General features: G+C 63.6%; 12 protein-coding genes. All 12 read right to left on the reverse strand.

The window, feature by feature from the left end; translation table 11 throughout:
* Positions 1-633: 633 nt before the first annotated feature.
* Positions 634-1,395, reverse strand: a complete 762-nt coding sequence (locus tag JOE32_RS04265; RefSeq protein ID WP_209981743.1) for a PIG-L family deacetylase — start codon at positions 1,393-1,395, stop codon at positions 634-636.
* 188 nt (positions 1,396-1,583) lie between these two features.
* Complete coding sequence (locus JOE32_RS04270; protein ID WP_209981745.1) at positions 1,584-2,183, reverse strand: SAM-dependent methyltransferase; 600 nt, start codon at positions 2,181-2,183, stop codon at positions 1,584-1,586.
* Positions 2,180-2,938, reverse strand: a complete 759-nt coding sequence (locus JOE32_RS04275) for a PIG-L family deacetylase (RefSeq protein WP_209981747.1) — start codon at positions 2,936-2,938, stop codon at positions 2,180-2,182. The genes JOE32_RS04270 and JOE32_RS04275 overlap by 4 nt, the downstream gene beginning before the upstream one ends.
* Positions 2,935-3,933 carry an acyl-CoA dehydrogenase family protein gene (locus tag JOE32_RS04280; protein ID WP_209981749.1) on the reverse strand — a complete coding sequence of 333 codons (999 nt, stop codon included), beginning with the start codon at positions 3,931-3,933 and terminating at the stop codon, positions 2,935-2,937. The genes JOE32_RS04275 and JOE32_RS04280 overlap by 4 nt, the downstream gene beginning before the upstream one ends.
* Position 3,934: 1 nt before the next feature.
* Positions 3,935-6,094 (reverse strand): glycogen debranching protein GlgX, encoded by a 2,160-nt coding sequence (glgX, locus tag JOE32_RS04285; RefSeq protein ID WP_209981750.1) that lies wholly within the window; start codon positions 6,092-6,094, stop codon positions 3,935-3,937.
* Positions 6,095-6,213: 119 nt separating this feature from the next.
* Entirely contained in the window at positions 6,214-6,507 is a 294-nt protein-coding gene (locus JOE32_RS04290) for a DUF2934 domain-containing protein (protein WP_209981752.1), read from the reverse strand.
* Positions 6,508-6,530: 23 nt separating this feature from the next.
* Positions 6,531-9,281, reverse strand: a complete 2,751-nt coding sequence (locus tag JOE32_RS04295; RefSeq protein WP_209981754.1) for a malto-oligosyltrehalose synthase — start codon at positions 9,279-9,281, stop codon at positions 6,531-6,533.
* Positions 9,278-11,362: a 4-alpha-glucanotransferase gene (gene malQ / locus JOE32_RS04300; protein ID WP_209981756.1), complete on the reverse strand. Its 2,085-nt coding sequence runs from the start codon at positions 11,360-11,362 to the stop codon at positions 9,278-9,280. The genes JOE32_RS04295 and malQ overlap by 4 nt, the downstream gene beginning before the upstream one ends.
* A complete protein-coding gene (gene treZ, locus JOE32_RS04305; RefSeq protein WP_209981758.1) occupies positions 11,359-13,104 on the reverse strand; it encodes a malto-oligosyltrehalose trehalohydrolase in 1,746 nt (581 codons plus the stop codon). The genes malQ and treZ overlap by 4 nt, the downstream gene beginning before the upstream one ends.
* Positions 13,105-13,124: 20 nt before the next feature.
* Positions 13,125-14,681, reverse strand: a complete 1,557-nt coding sequence (gene glgA / locus JOE32_RS04310; protein ID WP_209981760.1) for a glycogen synthase GlgA — start codon at positions 14,679-14,681, stop codon at positions 13,125-13,127.
* A 590-nt stretch (positions 14,682-15,271) separates the two neighbouring features.
* Entirely contained in the window at positions 15,272-16,225 is a 954-nt protein-coding gene (locus JOE32_RS04315; protein WP_209981762.1) for a D-2-hydroxyacid dehydrogenase family protein, read from the reverse strand.
* A 26-nt stretch (positions 16,226-16,251) separates the two neighbouring features.
* Positions 16,252-17,253 carry an alpha/beta hydrolase gene (locus JOE32_RS04320; RefSeq protein WP_209981764.1) on the reverse strand — a complete coding sequence of 334 codons (1,002 nt, stop codon included), beginning with the start codon at positions 17,251-17,253 and terminating at the stop codon, positions 16,252-16,254.
* Positions 17,254-17,272: the final 19 nt, after the last annotated feature.

Here is a 17,272-nt window from a genome sequence, read left to right on the forward strand (position 1 = left end):
AACGAATTTTTCACATGAAGGGCGATGTGTAAATCGTCTGGGATGAGGGCCAATGTCGTTTAGTTTAGTGCGGCTTCCCCGTGGGAGCGGCGGTGCGATTTGCCCGCGAAAGCGGAGAGTCAGTCAACATCAATGTCTGCTGGGCCGACGCCATCGGGAGCAAGCCCCCTCCCACATTTTGTACAGCGTTCGGCAGACCATTTCGGTCGGCTCTCAGGCCGCCGCGCTCTTGATCTTGATCTTAGGCGCCCCGTCAACCACGCTGGCCGCACGCAGGCTTGAATCCGTGGGTAACCCGGCAGGACGCCGGGTTAGCCGCACTGGGCCAGGGATGGCCCATTGCGGCGGCCCACGGATTCAAGCCGGAGTGCGGGCACACCGAGCCTTAGCGAGGTGCCGAGTGGTGGGGCAAGAGCCCTTTTGGTTACTTTTGGGGCTCTTTTCCAAAAGTGACCCGCCGTAAGGGCGGAACCCTAAGTCGCCGTCACCGCATCAACGGATATACACACCAAAAAACCGCCTTCGCGTGCAAGTCGAACGTTCGCTCATTTGACCTTCGTCGCTTCAAGCACTGCATCCGCATAACTGAACGACATTCGGGCGAGGGCACGCACCTCGCCGTCAATCAGGACGCTAGACGAACACAATCTCGAACGGTTCGCGCATCCGCTCGAGCAGATCATGGGCGAGCATCGGCGGCAGGCCGATGGCGGGATCGCCGGCCAGCTGGCTGGCGAAGGCGTGGGCGGCGTGCAGCTTGCGCGCGACGCACCAGCTATCCAGGCGCACCTTGCGCGCGCGCAGCCAGGGAATCGTCGAGCCTTCGCGCACCGGACTGTGCCACGCCCACACCGGCAATTCGTACAGATGGGCGCCCACCAGGTTGCAGGCCGTCGCGCAGGCACGCCCAACGGCCTCGTGATCGGGCGTGCCGTCGTGGCGCCAGGTGGTGAAGGCCACGTCGCCGGGTTGCAGGTAACGCGCGATAAATTGACTTACCGCGTGTTCATCGCCGGCCAGGCCGCCGTCACGAAAACCGCCGCGAATCCATTTAAGGCTGTGCAGCGGCATGCCCAGACGGCGTAACGCTTCCACGCTTTCCTGGGGCCGCACCACGCTCAACCGGCTGGCCGGCCACACCCGCGAACCCGGATGGCTGGCACTGCCGTCGGTGATCGAGATCAATTGCAGCGGGTGTTCGAGCACGCTCAGGCGCTGCAATAGACCACCACAGGCCAGCACTTCATCGCCCGGGTGCGGCGCAACCACTACCACGCGCGCACCTGGCGGTACCAATGAGTTGGGGTGAATAGTGGGGATCTGCGCCAATTGCGGCGCGCTGTTCCAGACTTGCGCAGGACCGCGGCGGCCGTCACGCAGGGAAGCAGGATTCATGGGTGACACATCCTTGTCGATTGAACTCGGTCGCCACCGCATGCGGTACGACACTTGGGTAACCGCCGCAGACTCCGTTGCGACGAATGCCTGGCATTCCAGCCCGGGAATCCCAGTCAGGCGTTGTCAGCATAGACAAGGATCCGCCGTTGTCACATGGCACAACGACGATTTTTGAGGCGTTGCTATCATCGCAGGCCTTCGTGAGTGGCCACCGAGGTGCCGTCACGGCTCCACAGGTCGAGGATGAAATCCGCTTCGTGGTGCATCAGCACGCGTGGCATCGCCAGGCGCTGGTCGAGCAGGGCATGCACCTGTTCGGCGGTCTGCGGGCAGCCGTCGATGGCCGGGCGCCAGTGACAGGCGAGCAGTTGCCCGTTGGCGCTGAGCGATCCGAGGGCACGGTCGATCAGGCGGGAAAGGTCATCGGCATCCAGGTAGTAACACCATTCGCTCAATACAATCAGTTCGAACTGGCCCTCGGGCCATTCCTGCGGCAGGCGGCTTTGCTGCACCTGCACATGGGGGAAGTCCTGCAGGCGCTTTTTTGCCAGGGCCACCGCCGCCGAGGCGGTGTCGCAGCACAATAACCGGTCACAGCGCGGCGCCAGTGCGGCGCTCAGCTCGCCGTTGGCGCAGCCGGGTTCGAAGATCGAGGCGTAGTGCGGACGCGGCAGTACGGCCAGGGTCAGCGCGCGTTTGCGTTGCTCGTACCAGCGTTGGCGAAACGCCCAGGGGTCATCGTTACCGTCGAATAATTGGTCGAAGTAGGGCGTTGCGACACTCATACAAACACCACTTCAAACGGTTGCAGCAACCGTTCGACCACATAGGGCGCCAGGACTGGCGGCAGACCGATCTGCGGGTCACCCTCCAATTGGCTGGCAAACGCATGGATCGCGTGGCGCTTGCGAGCCACCGCTTCAGGGCTCAACGGGATCTTGCGCGCGCGGTGCCATGGCACCTGGCTGTCCTCGGGTGTCGCCCAGTGCCAGGTCCACACCGGCAGTTCATACAGCGTTGCGCCTACGGCCTGGGCGGCCTTGGCGCTGGCGCGACCAACCGCTTCATGGTCGCAATGCCCGTCTTCGCGCCAGGTGGCGAACACCACATCATCAGGCTTGAGGTGGCGCTGGATGAACGCCACCAATTGCGCTTCGCCGGCAGCGACCTTGCTGTCGGCGAAACCTGCGCGCAGCCATTTAAGACTGTGCAAGGGCACACCCAGGCGATGCAGGGCCTGGGCCGACTCCTGCGGGCGCACCACGCTCAAGCGCTCCACCGGCCAGCGCTGCGACCCCGGATGACTGGCGCTGCCGTCCGTTACCGAAATCAGCTGAATCGCCCGGCCCAGCGCCGCCAGGCCTTGCAGCAGGCCGCCCGTACCGAGCACTTCATCGTCCGGGTGCGGCGCGATGATCACGGCGCGATGGCCCTCGGGCACCAGTTGTTCGACGCTTATCTGCGGCAATCCGGCCATGTGGGGTGAATTCTGCCATTGGTGCAAGGGTGTGCCCTGGCCGACAATCGGGTTGGGTTTCATAACTGCCAACTCCCGGACGGCTCGCCCGCCACCAGTTCGCCCAACGAGGCGAGGTCACGTTCGGCATGGCTTTGGCGCACGTACACCGGCAGGTCCGCCATCAACTGGGCAAAATGCGGATCCTTGCAATACGGCCCGGCGCCGACGGCACGTCCGACATGGTGGATCACCTGTTCGGTCATGTTTTCGATGCTGGCGCGGGTTTGCTGCGCCAGCAGGCGCGCGTCAGCCAGAGGCTCCTGGTCGATCTGCCAGGCACTGGCGCGCAGCACACAGGCCGCGCTGTTCAGCGCACTGTCGACTGCACCCAGATGGGCCAGAGCATGGGGTTCCGAGCGTTTGCCGCAGTGCTCGCGCAGCACTTCGGCCAGGCGTTGCGCGCCACCGTACCAGCATGCGGCAATACCGACGCCGCCGTGCCAGAAGCCCGGCCGCGCCAGATAATCCCCGGGTTGGCCGATGGCAATGCCCCAGGCCTCATTGAAGACCACCTCGACACTGCCAGTGGCCGCCATGCCCACCGCGTTCCAGCCTTGATCCGTCACCGTGACGCCTGGCTGGTGCATTTCCACCGCCACCAGTTGCTGGCGATCATCCTCATCCCAGGCGGTGAGCAAGCCATGGCTGACCACCGCCGCGCCCGAGCACCAAGCCTTGCGCCCCTCCAGCAGCAGGCGCTGGCCCGCCTTGCGCACCCTTACTTTCGCATTGGGCGGTTCGGCGGCCCACATGCCCCAGGTGCTGCCCAGTGGCGGCAGCGGGCAGCGTAGCTCGGCAATGATCGCCAAGGCGTCGGTATGGCCCTCGAACAACTTGCACAGGCGCAGGTCGTGCCCGGCCACCTGCGCCAGGCGGCTGAACCGTTCCAGGGTCTGCCCGCTGCCGGGCAGCGGGAGTTGATCGAGTCCTTCTTCCTGAAGAGCCTTCACGGCGTCACCCAGGGCCTGCGTGTCCGCATAGCCCCGGTAGCCGCGAAGGAATCCGTGCAAAGCCATCTCACACCTCGTCGTCTCGCTGAAGTTCGAACAATAGCAGCGAACGACCGGTTACGGCGTACTCGTGTTCAAAGTCGAAGCGTTCCTGGCCGCGCACCGCCGGTTCGTTGGTGTCGAGCATGCAGGTCCAGAACTGACCTTCGGGCACGTGGGGCAGGCGGAAATTGACCAGGTCGTGGTGGGCGTTCACCACCAGCAGCAACGTCGCATCGGCGCCGGCACGGCGAATCCCGGTTTCCTGGGCGCGGCCATCCATCAGCATGCCCAGGCAACGACCGTGGGCGTCCTCCCATTGCTCGGTGCTCATTTCGTTGCCATCCGGCGCGAGCCAGGTGACGTCCTTCACGCCGATGTCTTCGTTGTAGTCGCCCACCAGGAAACGCCCGCGACGCAGGATCGGATAGGCCAGGCGCAGCTTGATCAGACGCTTGACGAACTTGAGCAGGGCCTTGCCGTCTTCGTCCAGGTCCCAATTGACCCAGCCGATTTCGCTGTCCTGGCAATAGGCATTGTTGTTGCCGTGCTGGGTGCGGGCGAATTCATCACCGGCCACGATCATCGGCGTGCCTTGGGCCAGCAACAGGGTGGCGAAGAAGTTGCGCATCTGGCGCAGGCGCAGTGCGTTGATTTCCGGGTCTTCGGTCGGGCCTTCGACGCCATGGTTCCAGGACAGGTTGTTGTTGCTGCCGTCCTGATTGTTCTCGTCGTTGGCTTCGTTGTGCTTGTCGTTGTACGACACCAGGTCGTGCAGGGTGAATCCGTCATGGGCGGTGATGAAGTTCACCGAGCTGTACGGACGGCGACCCCGGTGGTTGAACATCTCGCCCGAGGCGGTCATGCGCCCGGCAAAGTCGGCCAGTTGCGCGTCGTCGCCCTTCCAGAAGGCACGCACGGTGTCGCGGAAGCGGTCGTTCCATTCCACCCAGCCCGGCGGGAAGTTGCCCACCTGATAGCCGCCGGGGCCGCAGTCCCAGGGTTCGGCGATCATTTTCAACTGGCGCAGTATCGGGTCCTGACGGCAGGCCACGAGGAAACTGTGGCGCTCGTCGAAACCGTCGCGGTAGCGGCCAAGAATGGTGGCCAGGTCGAAGCGGAAACCATCGACGTGCATCTCGGTGGCCCAGTAACGCAGCGAGTCGGTGACCATCTGCAACACGCAAGGGTGGCTCAGGTCGAGCGTGTTGCCGGTGCCCGAATCGTTGATGTAGTAGCGCTTGTCGTCGGGCATCAGACGGTAGTAGGAGGCGTTGTCGATACCGCGCATCGACAGGGTAGGGCCGCGCTCGTTGCCCTCGGCCGTGTGGTTGTAGACCACGTCGAGGATCACTTCGAGCTTCTGCTCATGCAGGTGCGCAACCATCTCCTTGAACTCGGCGATCTTGCCGCTGGCCAGGTAGCGCGGGTCGGGGGCGAAGAACGCGATGCTGTTGTAGCCCCAGTAGTTGGTCATGCCTTTTTCCAGCAGGTGCTGGTCATTGACGAAGGCATGCACGGGCAACAGCTCCACCGACGAGACGCCCAACTGGCGAATGTGCTTGAGCACATCGTCTTCCATCAAGCCGGCGCAGGTGCCGCGTACCGATTCCTCGACCGAGGGGTGACGCATGCTGATGCCGCGCAGGTGGGTTTCATAAATGATCGTACGGTCCCACGGCACCCGCACCGGCTGGTCGTTGCCCCAGGTGTGCGCCGGGTCGATGACCTTGCACTTGGGCACGAACGGCGCGCTGTCGCGTTCGTCAAAGCTGAGGTCGTCGTCCGGATGGCCGATGGTGTAGCCGAACAGCGCCTCGGACCACTTCAATTCACCCACGAGTTGCTTGGCGTAGGGGTCGATCAGCAGTTTGTTGTGGTTGAAGCGGTGGCCGTTGGCCGGGTCGTAAGCACCGTACACGCGATAGCCGTAGATCAGCCCTGGATGGGCGTCGGGCAGGTAGCCGTGGAAAATCTCGTCGGTGTATTCAGGCAGCTCGATACGCTCAAGTTCCACTTCGCCGCTGTCATCGAACAGGCACAGCTCCACTTTGGTGGCGTTGGCCGAGAACAGCGCAAAGTTGACGCCCAGGCCATCCCAGGTGGCGCCAAGCGGGAAGGGCAAACCTTCACGGATCCTCGACGGCTCATGGCTCGGCGTCGGAGGGTTTTTGTCGGGCTTGCTCATGATGTTGCTCCTGCAATGGTCTTTTTCAGGCCGAACGCGGCCGTACTGACGAAAATTCAGCTGACTGTCTGGAAGGTAAAAGCACCCCTTGCCGACGGTGTCGACAAGCGGTGTGGAGGTCAAGGCTTTGGTTTTTTCGGCGCTGGCGGCTTTTTCGCAGCCGGGGCAGCCGATTTGCTGTCGGCAGGTGGTGCCGGCTTGGGCTTGGGCGCCGCTTTAGGCCCCGCCTTGGGCACGGCCTTCGGGCCGGTTTTGGGTTTGTCCGCAGGCTTGCCCTTGCTCGGCGTCAGCGCCTCGGCTTCAGCCAGCTTGCGCGCCATTTCCCAATGCCGTGCGTCGTCACCGTGGGGCTTGCCTTCGGATTCCCAGATCTGATGCGCCAATTCGCGAATGCGTTTGTCTTCATTACTCATCACACGCTCCTCACAGAAAATGTTCAGCTTTCTTGAATATCAGGATTGATAAAGACATTGACCGGGAAATCCCCCAGGGCAGTGCTGATCAACAGCTCCTTGTCTGGTGTGACTGCGCCTGTATGAAAAAGTCCCTTCCAGTTTTGCGTTGGCGCGTTGAACGGTAATTTCACCCGTGTATCGCCCCAAACCTGCGCAGTGATGGTGGGATGCACACCGTTTTCAAGCAGGCGCTGCGGCCAGCGTGGCACCACCACCAGCACCTGTGTCCCGGCGTGCTCGCGGCAGAATGCAACTACGTGGGCGGCGTGTTGCCCGACCACTTCCAGCGGCGTGTAGCTGCCGCTGCGGAATACCTCGGGATGGGCCTCGCGCAAGGCCAGCACCTGAGCGATCAACGCTTGCTTGATCCGTCCGTCACGCCAGTTGAACAGCAGCTCACCAGGATCCGGCGGTGTATCCAGCGCCTCTTGCCGTGCGCTGAAATTCACCGGGCGACGGTTGTCCGGGTCCACCAGACTGAAATCCCAGAACTCGGCGCCCTGGTACAGGTCCGGCACACCCGGTACGGTGACGCGAAGCAAGGTTTGCGCCAGACCATTCAAGGCGCCGGCCGGTGCGATGGCCTGAGCGGCGCTGCCGATGGCATCGCGCAGTACGCGGCCTTCGTCGCTGAGCAACAGGCGCGAGAGGAATGCTTCCACGCCTTGTTCGTAAGCTTCGTTGGGCGCGCTCCAGCTGCTCTGCAACTTGGCTTCGCGCAGGGCCTTCTGCTGCCATTGCCACAGGCGTTGCTGGTAGTCGCTAAAGTCCGCGCCCATGTCCAGCGGCCAACTGCCCAGCAGCACCTGGTACAGAATCAGCTCATCGCCAGCGCTGGGTATGTCGGCATCGCTGCGCAAGGGCGCGGCGAGGGTGCGCCAGTGCTCTACTTGCTCGACATACCATGGCGCGCACTCGCTGAGCACCGCCAGGCGCGCGCGAGTATCTTCGCCACGCTTGTGGTCGTGGGTGGCGGTGGCCAGCAGGTTCTCCGGGAACGCCTGCAGGCGCTGTTGGTTGACTGCGTGAAATGCCTCCACTGGCGCGCTGAACTGCTCGGTGCTGAAGCCCACATCGTTACGCGACAGCAGCACCACCGAGCGATAGAACGCGGTGTCTTCCACGGCCTTGGCAGCGGCCGGCGAGGTCAATTGCTGGAAGCGCACGCAGGCATGCTTGAGGATCTTGCGTTCACGGCCCACCGGGCGATTGCGCCACGGCTGGCCGCCGAGCCACTGCTCGAGATGTTCGAGCACCGGCCAGTCGCTTTCGTTCAAGGTGCTGCGCGCACCGTCCATGGCCTGCTGGAAGATCTTGTCGTCGGCGGCGCTGCGGCCTCGGGCACTGATGTAGGTGCGGTACACCGGGAAATGCACGATCAGTTCCTGCAAGGCCCGGCGAATGGCGCCCAGGGTCAGGTCGCGGGTCATTACGTCATCGCGGGCCACCTGCAACAGCGCCTGGGCCACGCTTTCGAAGTCGCCGCCCAGCGAGCCATTGAGGATCTGCTGGCGCGCCAGCCGGGCTTCCTCGATAAATGCCGAAGGCCGCTCGCTGTGACGCGTCCACAGCTCGGCCAGCGGTGCAAAGCCTTGCGGGTCGTGTTGCAGCAGCGACAGCTGGTTCATGAACTCGTAGCCGGTAGTGCCGTCCACTTGCCAGTCTTCGCGCAGGGTTTCGCCGTCGCCGAGGATCTTCTCGACAAAGATCGGCAAGTGCCGGTCCGGCGCCAGTGAGTCCACGCGGCGACGCAGCTTGCGGCAGTAACCGCGCGGATCGGCCAGGCCGTCAATGTGGTCGATGCGCAGGCCGTCCACCAGCCCTGCGCTGATCAGCTCGAAAATCTTGCCATGGGTGGCTTCGAACACGGCCGTGCGTTCCACCCGCAGGCCGCCCAGCTCGTTGACGTCGAAGAAACGCCGCCAGTTGATATCGTCCGCCGCCGTGCGCCAGCTGGCCAGGCGGTAGGCCTGTTGTTCGAGCAGTTGGTGCAGGCGCTTGAAGCCGTCCGGTTGACGGCTGTCGAACGCGGCCAGACGCTGCTCGATGGCCGGCAGCACCTCGGTGGCCCGCTCGGCCAGGGCCTGTTTGAGCCAGGCGGCTTCGGCGTAGGCGTCGTCCTGATGGGCGAGGGCGCTGAAACGCTCGGCGAGCGGTTTGAGTGGCTCGTCATTGCCCAGGATCATCGCGTAGTCGCGCGGGCAGATCGGGAAGCGGTGCTCGTAATGCTCGACGTAGAACGCACCGTGCGCGGCGTCAAACAGCAACTTCAGGGTGCCGGTCTGCAGGGCTTCGCCGTAGTCGCTGCCCAGAAACGGCATCAGCAGCTGGCCCTTGAGCAGCGGGTCCGGCGAGTGCCACTGGATGTCGAAAAATTCGCTGTAGGGGCTCAGGCGCCCCCATTCCAGCAGGTCGAGCCACCAGGGGTTATCGGCACCGCCAACGGCCATGTGGTTGGAGACGATATCGAGGATCAGCCCCATGTCGTGCTCGCGCAGCGCCGCGACCAGCCGGCGCAGGGCCGCTTCGCCACCCAGTTCCGGGTTGACGCTGGTGGGGTCGACCACATCGTAGCCGTGCATGGAACCGGCGCGCGCGCTCAGCAGCGGCGAGGCGTACAGGTGGCTGATGCCCAATCGGGCGAAGTACGGCACCAGCGGCACCGCGTCATCGAGGGTAAAACCTTTATGGAATTGCAGGCGCTGGGTCGCGCGCAGGGGCAGTGCTTTCATCGGTCACGCTCATAGGCTTGGTTGCGCGCGACGGCCAGCAGCTCGAGGCGACGCGCGGCGCCGGCGTTGTCGAGCAGGCTAGCGGCCTCGCCCGGCAGGCGGCGGCGCCAATTGGGATGGGTATCGGTGGTGCCGGGCAGGTTGGGTTGTTCTTCGATGGCCAACGCATCCTCCAGAGGCAGCAACACCAGCGGCGCACGGGTGTGCCCCAGGTAGCGCACGCTGGCGTCGATCATGTGGTCGGTCTCGTTGCGGATCTCGTCGACGAAGTTCTGCGGGTCCTGGCCCAAGGCCTGGCGCAGCGCCTGGCGTTCACGCAAGCGATGCTCGCTCCATTGCTCCACGGTGGGCGCGTCGATCAGGCCGAGCTGAACGTTCCAGTCGATATCGCGGCTGTGCCACCAACCGTTGAGGGTGGGCAGGTCGTGGGTGCTGGTGGTCGCCAGGGCGTTGTCCGGCCAGTCGAGAATCGGCGTGAACCGGCCCTCATGGTTCTGTTCGAACAACAGCACGCGCATGCCAAGGATGGAGCGGCTGCTGAGTTTTTCCCGCAGGCCGTCGGGCACCGTGCCGAGGTCTTCGCCCAATACGATGGCCTGGTGGCGGTGCGATTCCAGCGCCAGCAGGCGCAGCATGTCGTCCACCGGGAAATACAGGTAAGCGCCTTCGCGCGGCGAGGCGTCCATGGGGATCACCCACAGGCGCTGCAGGCCCATCACATGGTCGATGCGCAGGCCGCCGGCGTGGGCGAAGTTGGCACGCAGCATCTCGATGAACGCACGAAAGCCGTTGCGCTTGAGGCCTTCGGGGGAAAACGCGGAGATGCCCCAGCCCTGGCCGGCACGGTTGAGAATATCCGGCGGCGCGCCCACGGTGAGGTCGGCGAGCAGTTCATCCTGGCGGCTCCAGGCCTGGCTGCCGCCGCCGTCGGCGCCCACGGCCAGGTCGGCGATCAGGCCGACGCCCATGCCGCTGCCACGTGCGGCTTGTTGCGCACGCGCCAGGCAGCGCGCGATCAACCATTGGCTGAAGGCGTAAAAGCCAATTTCATCGCGGTTGTCTTCGGCAAATTGCGCCAGTGCCGGGCTCTGCGGCGTGCGCCAGTCCTCTGGCCAATGGCGCCAGTCGAGGTCTTCGCCGGCAGCGGCGCGCGTCGCTTGTACGGCTTCAAAGCGGCAATGGTTTTCCAGGGCTTCGCCACCGGCCTGGCGAAAGCTCAGGAAGTCGGCGTGCTGCGGGTGATGGCCATGGCGAAAATCTTCATACAGGGCGCGCAGCAGGCGTTGTTTGGCCTTGGCGGCGGCCGGCCAGTCGATCAGGGTTTCCTGTTCGAGCCGGTGCAGTTCTTCGTCCAGATCCAGGGCCTCAATCGCGTTACGCACTTCCCGTTCGCCAAGGATGCTGGCGGGCGATGCGTAAAGGCTGTTGAGAAACAAGCGGCTGGACGGCGAGTAGGGGCTGTAGCTGCCTGTGTTGGCGCTGAACATCGCGTGCATCGGGCTGATCGCCAACGCATCGGCGCCGCGTTCGGCGGCGGCGCGCACCAGGTTTTCCAGGGCCAGGGTGTCGCCGAAACCGCCATCGCCGAGGCGCCGCAGCGAATACAACTGGGCACTGAGGCCCCAGGCGCGGGCAGGGTGGGTGTCGACTGCTTCGGCCACGCTGTAGCAATGGCGGGGCGCCACGGCGAGGGTGAACTGCTGATCGGCGATATGCACCTGGTGATACCCAAGAGCGATCACCCCCGGCAGCACAGCGTTGCCGTCCAGGCGCAGTTCCAGGGCGTCACCCTGTTCCAGGTTCACGCGGCAGGGCGTGTCGGGCGCGAAGAAGTGCGCCAGGTCGAGGCCGTCGCCGCTTTCAACGGTCAGCAGGGGCGGCAGGTGTTTGTCGTTTTGTGCCTGTTCCAGTTCATGCAGGCTGGCGTCGATCTCGGCATCGTTGTCGGCCGGGTGACCGAGGCCTTTCAACACGGCACGCAGGGCATCGGCGCTGACGCGTTGCGGGCGGCCGTTTGCGTCGATCCAATCGACGGCCAGGCCCGCGCGGCTGGCGAGGATTTCCAGGTTCGCTTCGCTCAAGGGTGCTCTCCAACAGGGGATAAGGTGACGCGCGCGCTGCAGGGCGGCAGTTGCGCATCCTGGCTGGCCGGCGTTTGAAAGATAACCGGGCCTGACGCGGCGCAGGCCAGCGTCGTGGTGCCCAGGTTAAGGTCGATCTGCAAGGTGCTGCCATCGCCCAGCCGCCAGCGCGCACTGACGGCGGCGTCGGCCAGCACCTGCGCGCCCAGGGCGACGGCGCCGGGCAGGTGCGGCACGATGTGCCGGTGGCGCAGGCGCAGCAGGTGGCGATACAGCTCGGCCTGTTCGTTGTCGGCAAAGCGGGGGGTCGACCGGGTGAAGGTCGACAGCGCATTCGGGTCGGGAATGCGTTCGCGCCGCTCGGGGTCGTGGAAGGCGGCGAAGTCGGCAAATTCGTTGCGCCGGCCTTCGCGCACGGCTTCGGCCAGGTCGCCATGGTGATCGGTGAAGAACAGGAACGGCTCGCTGGCGTTGACTTCGTCGCCCATGAACAGCAGCGGAATCATCGGCGACAGCAACAGCAGGGCCGTGGCGGCGTTGAGCGCCTGCGGCGAGCAGAGCTGGTGCAGGCGCTCGCCGAGGGCGCGGTTGCCGATCTGGTCATGGTTCTGCAAAAACGCGACGAACGCGGTAGGTGGCAGATCAGCGCTGGGCTCGCCACGGGCATGGCCGTGGCGCGTGGTGTGGCCCTGGTAGATAAAGCCTTCACCCAGGCAGCGCGCGAGTTTGGCGGTCGGGTCCTGCGCAAAGTCGCTGTAGTAGGCGTCGGTTTCGCCGGTGAGCAACACGTGCAGCACGTTGTGGAAATCGTCATTCCACTGCGCATCGAAATCCTGCCGCAACAGGCTGGCCTGATTCAGCTCGTTTTCCAGCATCAGCCACACGTGACGGCCGGTGTCCACCTGCTGACGCACGCGGTGCGCCAGTTCCTGCAGGAAGTCCGGGTTGTCGATGGCGTGCACCGCATCCAGGCGCAGGCCGTCGAAACGGTACTCCAGCAACCACATCAGCGCGTTATCGAGGAAGAAGTCCCGCACCTCGCGGCGATTGAAGTCGATGCCGGCGCCCCAGGGGGTGTGCACCTCTTCCTGGAAGAAGCCTGCGGCGTATTGGCCCAGGTAATTGCCGTCCGGCCCGAAGTGGTTGTAGACCACATCGAGGATCACGGCCAAGCCGTGTTCGTGGGCCGTGTCGATCAGGTGCTTGAGCTGTTCGGGGGAACCGTAGGAGGATTGCGGCGCGTAGGGCAGGACCCCGTCGTAGCCCCAATTGCGCTCGCCGGGAAACTGCGCCAGAGGCATCAGTTCGATGGCCGTGACACCCAGCTCGGCCAGACGCGGCAGGTGTTGCTCAACCGCAGCGTAGCCGCCCAGTGCGCCCACGTGCAGCTCGTAGATCACCGCTTCGTGCCAGGGGCGGCCCTGCCACTGGCTGTGTCGCCACTCATAGGCGAGCGGGTCGACCACCAGGCTCCAGCCGTGTACATCGTCGGCCTGTGCCCTTGAAGCGGGGTCGGGCACTTCCATTTCCCCATCGATGTTGAAGCGATAGCGTGTCCCCGCAGGGCACGCCACTTCTGTCTCGAACCAGCCATCTGCCTGGGGCAGCATGGCGATGGATTTACCGTGTTCCAATTCAACGCTGACATAAAACGCGTCTGGCGCCCACAGGGCAAAACGCGTGTGTTGCGCGTCCAGCATGATTGCGCCGTGGGGCCAGGTTTCCAGAGTCCGTAACGGCATCTACAAAAACCTCCCTTTGATTATTTAGCGGATTTCCCCAGTGCTTTAGCCACCAGTTGCTCATAGAGTTCGGCGTAGGGTTCCACCGCCTGGCTCCAGTTGAAAGGTCGTGTCATGGCCCGGCAACGCATGGCGTTAAGCAGGTCCGGGAAAGCGAATACCTTGAACGCGCGGCTCAGGGCTTCCTTGTAGCTGTCGACGGTCGATTCATTGAACAGAAAGCCGGTCACACCGTTTTCAATGGTGTCGGCCAGGCCGCCGGTGTTGCGCGCTACCGGCAGCGAACCGAAACGCTGGGCGTACATCTGGCTCAGGCCGCACGGCTCGTAGCGCGACGGCATGAGCAGGAAATCGCTGCCGGCGAACATGCGGCGCGCGTCGGTTTCGTTGAAGCCGATGCGCACACCGATCTGGCCCGGGAAACGCAATGCCAGTTCGCGCATGGCGTTTTCTTCTTCCGGCTCGCCGCGACCGATGATCGCAATCTGGCCACCTTGCTCGACAATAAAGCTGGCAACGGCCTCGGTGAGGTCCAGGCCTTTCTGGAACACCAGACGCGAGACCACCGCAAACAGCGGGCCGGTGGATTCGCTCAGGCCGAACAGGTCGCGCACTTGTCTGGCGTTGACCGCCTTGCCTTCCCAGTCGCCGATGTTGAAGTTGTGGGTCAGGTGCGAGTCGGTGGAGGTTTCCCAGCTGTCTTCGATCCCGTTGGGAATGCCGCTGAGCAAGCCTTGCTGGGTCTTGCTGGCCAAAAAGCCATCGAGGCCGCAGCCGAATTCAGGGGTGGTGATTTCTTCGGCGTAAGTGGCGCTCACGGTGGTGATATGGCTGGAATACGCCATGCCGGCCTTGAGGAACGACATCTTGCCGTAGAACTCCATGCCTTCCTGTTGCAGGGCGTGGGGCGGAATGCCCAGCTCCGGCGTCGAGGCCAGGCTGACCACGCCTTGATAGGCCAGGTTATGGATAGTGAACAGGGTCGGGGTGCGCGACCCGCGCCAGTGCATATAGGCCGGAGCCAGGCCGGCAGGCCAGTCATGGGCGTGCACCAGGTCCGGGCACCAGTGAATCTGCGCGAGGTTGGCGGCCATGTCAGCGGCGGCCAGACCCAGGCGGGCGAAGCGAATATGGTTGTCCGGCCAGTCGCGGCCGTTGTTGGCGCCGTAGGGAGTGCCTTCACGTTCGTACAGTTCGGGGCAGATCAGTACATAGATGACCAGGCCATCCTTGAGGTCCATGCGCCCGATCTTGCACGGCGGCAGCGCGGCATGGCCACCCAGCTCGCCGACGATGTGGATGGGGTTGTCGCTTTCCATCACCTGCGGGTAACCGGGGATCAACACGCGCACATCATGCAGATGCGCCATGGCGCGGGGCAGGGCGGCGGAGACGTCGCCCAGGCCGCCGGTTTTCACCAGGTCGGCAAACTCGGAGGTGACAAACAGCACTTTCTTGCGATTTGGATTTTGACTCACGATCGGCCGCACAGTGCCGGGCAGGTCGGCCAATGACGTAGGCCCCCCTACCGGCTGACTAAAACGCTCTCCCTGAGTTACAACTGCGGCACTGATCATAATGCACTCCCCTTGATGTTGGTCGGCTAATAGCCCGCTGCCACTAGCTCGAATTGGCCGCTTCCTGCGGCCAGGCGCACAAGCGCTATACAAACTGGCAAGGCGTATGCCAGCTGCACGGTTATGTCGAAAAGATTGGATGGACGGCATCTGGCGGGAACCGCTGAACACGCCCTACCTGAAACTTGACCTACGGCAGAGTTTGAAAGTTTCGATTTTTTGCGGGGTTTTTATTTTGAAACGGACCCATGGGTCATCAGTCTAGGACATAACCCAGACACCGTAGGGATTTTGGGAAGATTTTGTAGGACAAAAGACTTGTAACAGGCTAGCGGACGGATATAAGCCGACGGCCGGTAGGGCTGACGCTGTGCAAAATGGGCGTTGTGGTTGCTAGATGCAGGCTGTTGTGGAACACGCTGTTGTGGCGAGCAGGCTTGCCCTGCGTTGGAGTGCGCAGCGCTCCCTCAGCGATCACACATTTGCAGAAGGGGCTGCTACGCAGCCCAGCGCAGGGCAAGCCTGCTCGCCACAGTGGCCTGTTCATTCCGAATCAAGCCAGAGCTGCCCTGCAATGGTGCGGCGGACGGTTATGCCAGCACGCGAAAGGGCGCACCTTCAGCCCAGGCCAGGATGTTTTCGATCATCTGCTGGTAGAACTGCCGGTAATTCTGCTCGCTGACATACCCAACATGGGGCGTCGCCAGCACATTGGGCAAGCGCCGGAAGGGGTGATCGACCGGCAACGGTTCCTCGCCATACACATCCAGCGCCGCCCCGGCCAGTCGCCCGGCGCTCAGGGCTTCGACCAGCGCCTGCTCATCCACAATCGGCCCGCGCGCGGTGTTCACCAGCCTGGCCGTCGGTTTCATCCAGCCCAGCGCCTCGGCGTCCACCAGCCCGCGGCTGCGGGCACTCAGCACCAGGTGCACGGTGAGGATATCGGCCTGCTCGAACAGCTGGCGCTTGCTCACCCAGGTCACGCCGACTTCGGCAGCGCGCTCGGGCGTGAGGTTTTCGCTCCAGGCGATCACGCGCATGCCGAATACCTGGGCAAACCTGGCGACTTTCTGGCCAATGCTGCCCAGGCCGAGAATGCCCAGGGTCTTGCCGTGCAGGTCGCCGCCCAGGCCGACCTGCCAGTGACCGGCCCGCAGCGAAGCGGCTTCGGCAAGCAGGTTGCGCGTCGAGGCCATGATCAGCGCCCACGTCAGCTCCGGCGCCGCATGTTTATAGCTGTCGGTGCCGCACACCGGGATGCCCAGCGCCTTGGCGGCGGGAATGTCGATGGCGGCATTGCGCATGCCGCCGGTCACCAGCAGTTTGAGGTTGGGCAGGCCTTGCAGCAGCGCCTGGTCGAAGGTCGTGCGTTCGCGCATCAGGCAAATCACGTCGAAGGCCTTCAACCGTTCGATCATCACCGCCGTGTCCGCCGGGTAGTCATGCAGGAAGTGCACCTGCCCGACCTGCGCCAGCGCCGACCAATCCACCACGCCACTGGCCACGTCCTGCCAATCATCAATGACTGCGATCTGTACCGACATTCACGAGTGCCTCGAAAAAAGTTGGATTAAAGGCTGTTCAACCCCTGCAACAGCGCCTTGTGAAACCGAGCCGGTTCTTCCATCTGCGGCGCATGGCCCAGGCCCGGGAATTCCACCAGTGTCGCCTTGGGAATCAGCTTGGCCACTTGCTTGCCCAGCACGGTGTAATCGCCAAGCTTGGCCTTGACCTCGGGCGGGGCCACGTCCTTGCCGATGGCGGTGTTATCGGCCGTGCCGATCAGCAACAGGGTGGGCATCTTCAGGTTTTTGAATTCGTAATACACCGGCTGGGTGAGGATCATGTCGTAAATCAACGCCGAGTTCCATGCCACTAGCGTGTGCCCCGGGCCGTTGCTCAAGCCTGCGTACATGTCCACCCAACGCTCGTACTCCGGCTTCCAGCGCCCGACGTAATAGGTGTTGAGCTGGTAGTTGCGAATCCCCTCGGCACTGACTTTCAGCTCACGCGCGTACCACTGGTCAACGCTGATAGAGGGCACGCCCAGCGCTTTCCAGTCTTCCAGGCCAATCGGGTTGACCATCGCCAGCTGTTCGGTCTGTGCCGGGTACATCAGTGCGTAACGGGTGGCAAGCATGCCGCCGGTGGAGTGGCCGATGATCGTGGCCTTTTTCACGCCGAGCTGTTCCAGCAGTTGGTGGGTATTGGTGGCTAATTGCTGAAAGCTGTATTGATAGTGCTCGGGCTTGCTGGAGGTGCAAAAGCCGATCTGGTCCGGGGCGATCACCCGGTAGCCGGCATCGCTCAAGGCTTTGATCGAGCCTTCCCAGGTGGCGCCGCAGAAATTCTTGCCGTGCATCAGCACCACGCTGCGGCCATTGGGCGTGCCGTTGGCCGGCACGTCCATATAGCCCATCTGCAGGGACGTGCCCTGGGATTCGAACTTGAAGTGCTTGAGCGGATAGGGGTACTGAAAACCTTGCAGTTCAGGCCCGTAGGTGGCGGCAAAGGCTGAGGCGGCGCCAGTGGCGAGCAGGCCGGTGATGAACATGTCGCGGATCAGAGGCATGAGCAATACTCCAGAAAAG

The sequence above is a fragment of the Pseudomonas sp. PvP025 genome (assembly GCF_017832155.1).
GTDB lineage: Bacteria > Pseudomonadota > Gammaproteobacteria > Pseudomonadales > Pseudomonadaceae > Aquipseudomonas.